Source organism: Azospirillum sp. B506, from assembly GCF_000333595.1.
Taxonomy (GTDB): domain Bacteria; phylum Pseudomonadota; class Alphaproteobacteria; order Azospirillales; family Azospirillaceae; genus Azospirillum.
Map to the genome: position 1 here is coordinate 1 of NZ_BADK01001091.1, position 2,871 is coordinate 2,871.

Here is a 2,871-nt window from a genome sequence, read left to right on the forward strand (position 1 = left end):
GGTCGGCAGTCCGACGGCTGAGCGGAAGTCCATGGAGGCGGAGCGGTCGCGCCACAGCCACACGCTCTGCGCCGCTTCCCATTCATTCTCGCGGACATAGACCGGCTGGGTCTTGGCCGACTGGCGCCAGTCGATCATCGACGGTGCATCGCCGGGCTGGTAGCGGCGGAACTGCCAGAAGGTCTCGCCCAGACCGACACGGCGGCGGCCATGCACGCCCTGGGCGACGGTGGCGGCCACCCGCTCCGCCGCGACCAGGAGCGGCGGCAGGGCGGATGCCAGCTCCTCCGCGCGATGCCGCGCCAGCAGGGTGTTCGATAGCTGACCCGACGGTTGGTTCTTCTGCGGGGAGGTTGGGCTTCGCGGCATTGCGGCTCCGCTGCGGGGGGTCACATCAGGGGGGCGCAGAGGCGGTCGATGACATCGTCCAGCGTCACCCCATCGGCCCGCGCGGCGAAGTTCAGCGCCATGCGGTGCTTCAGGATCGGCTTGGCGAGCGCCACCACATCGTCCTGCGACGGCGACAGCCGGCCGTCCAGCACGGCGCGGGCGCGGGCGGCAAGCATCAGCGCCTGGCTGGCGCGCGGACCGGGACCCCAGGCGACATGCTGGCGCACCTCCATCAGCTCCGATGTCTCCGGCCGGCCACGGCGGACGAGGTCAAGGATGCCATCCACCACCCCCTCGCCAACCGGGACGCGACGGACGAGACGCTGGGCAATCTGAAGGTCGGCGGCCGACAGCACCGTCACAGCACGCTCGTCGGTGGAACCGGTGGTTGCGATAATCATCCGCCGTTCGGCCTCGCGGTCCGGATAATCGACGTCGATCTGCATCAGGAAGCGGTCGAGCTGGGCTTCCGGCAGCGGATAGGTGCCTTCCTGCTCCAGCGGGTTCTGGGTGGCCAGAACGTGGAAGGGCTGGGGCAGGGGATGATACTGGCCGGCGACCGACACCCGGTGCTCCTGCATCGCCTGGAGCAGGGCCGACTGGGTGCGCGGGCTGGCACGGTTGATCTCGTCCGCCATCAGAAGCTGGCTGAACACCGGGCCGGGCAGGAAGCGGAAGGACCGGCGGCCGTTGTCGCCTTCCTCAAGCACTTCGGAACCCAGGATGTCGGCGGGCATCAGGTCGGGCGTACACTGGATTCGCTTTTCGGCGAGACCGAGCACGGTGCCCAGCGTTTCCACCAGCCGCGTCTTGGCGAGGCCGGGAACACCGATCAGCAGGACATGGCCGCCGGCCAGAAGGGTGACCAGCGTGCGGTCGATCACCTCCTGCTGGCCGAAGATGACGCGGCCGATGCGGTCGCGGACCGAGGCAAGGCGGTCGCCCAGCGCCTCGATCTCCTCCATCAGCCGTTGCGGGTCCTCCGGCACGGGAGGCTGCCCCCTCAGGATGTCCTGTGCGCTCAAGGTCTGCTGCTCCCTGATGGTGGGCCTGGCGGTGTCATGGTCGCAGGAGTCCGCGACACGAAACACGGGATCCGCATGGTTGGCCCTGTTCCGGCACCTTGTCGACACCCAATTTCCATTTCCCGTCGCCGGACGTGCTACCGGACGGGTGGCGCCGCTGGACCATTGGAGTGGACCTAGCGGCCGAGTGTGGCGAAAATGCGCATGTCCGGGGACAAAACGGTTCCCAACTCCATGAAGGTCGGTAACGCGATGGCGAATGACAAGCGCTCAGATGGGCAAACCGTTTCGCACACCGCGCCGGAAGTTCCGGCTGCAATCCCGGAGGCCTTGGGACGGACGCCGACGCTCGAACAGTATGACATCCGCATTGCGCGCGACGGCACCTGGTTCCACAATGGCGATCCCATCCGCCGGATCGAGCTGGCAAAGCTGTTCTCCACCGTTCTGAAGCGCGACGACGACGGCGACTACTGGCTGATCACGCCCGTCGAGCGCGGCAAGATCGTCGTGGAGGACGCTCCCTTCGTCGCGGTGGAGATGAATGTTGCGGGCAACGGGGCCGATCAGGTCCTGTCCTTCCGCAGCAACCTCGATCATTGGGTGGAGGCCGGTCCCGAACATCCGATCCGTATCGCCGTGAACCCTGAAACCGGGGAGCCGGCACCCTACATCGAAATCAGAAGCCGGCTGGAGGCGCGAATCCTGCGGCCCGTGTTCTACGACATGGTGGAGCGCAGCGAGACGCGCCGCACCGAAACCGGCGAGTCCGAGGTGGGTCTATGGAGCAACAAGGTCTTCTTCGCGCTGGGCAGGCTGCCTGGCGACTGAGCCTGGAGGAGGTCCGCCGGCGCTTCCCGGCGATGAGCACGGATGCGGCGGTGGTGAATGCGGTCCAGTCCAACAGGATGCCGCCGAAGCTGTCGGCCAAGATCCGGGGCGACCACGACCTCAATCCGGAAATGGGTCCGCCCTCCACCCTGCGCGAGGCGGCGGTTCTGGTGCCGCTGGTCGACCGGCCGGAGGAATTGACCGTCATCTTCACCCAGCGCACGGCGACGCTGAGTGCCCATGCCGGCCAGATCAGCTTCCCCGGCGGCGGCAGGGAGCCGGAGGACGGCAGTCCGGAGGACACAGCGCTGCGCGAGACGGCGGAGGAGATCGGGCTGGAGCGCAGCCGGATCGAGATCGTCGGCCGGCTTGACACCTATGTGACGCGCACCGGCTTCCGGGTGACGCCGGTGGTGGGGGTGGTGACCCCGCCCTTCATCCTGACACCCGATCCGACCGAGGTGGCGGAGGTGTTCGAGGTACCGCTGTCCTTCATTCTCGACCCGTCCAACCCGCAGCGCCACAGCCGCGAGTTCCTGGGCAAGCCGCGCTGGTTCTACGCCTTCCCCTATCCGCAGCGCTACATCTGGGGGGCGACCGCCGGCATGCTGGTGAATCTGCGCGA

4 protein-coding genes are annotated in these 2,871 nt (G+C 67.6%); 2 read left to right on the forward strand and 2 right to left on the reverse strand.

The features are described from left to right. Together I71_RS33615 and I71_RS33620 are read right to left on the reverse strand one after the other, a co-directional pair. Nucleotides 1-369: DUF58 domain-containing protein (locus I71_RS33615; RefSeq protein ID WP_148294440.1), on the reverse strand; the 369-nt coding region annotated here is incomplete at its 3' end. 20 nt (nucleotides 370-389) lie between these two features. Further along, nucleotides 390-1,355 carry a MoxR family ATPase gene (locus I71_RS33620; RefSeq protein ID WP_042704530.1) on the reverse strand — a complete coding sequence of 322 codons (966 nt, stop codon included), beginning with the start codon at nucleotides 1,353-1,355 and terminating at the stop codon, nucleotides 390-392. Between the two features lie 258 nt (nucleotides 1,356-1,613). On the opposite strand from I71_RS33620, the gene I71_RS33625 reads away from it, so the two are divergent. Beyond that, nucleotides 1,614-2,246 carry a DUF1285 domain-containing protein gene (locus I71_RS33625; protein WP_244434213.1) on the forward strand — a complete coding sequence of 211 codons (633 nt, stop codon included), beginning with the start codon at nucleotides 1,614-1,616 and terminating at the stop codon, nucleotides 2,244-2,246. A 32-nt stretch (nucleotides 2,247-2,278) separates the two neighbouring features. Next, a partial coding sequence (locus tag I71_RS33630) for a CoA pyrophosphatase (protein ID WP_042704533.1) occupies nucleotides 2,279-2,871 on the forward strand: 593 nt, incomplete at its 3' end.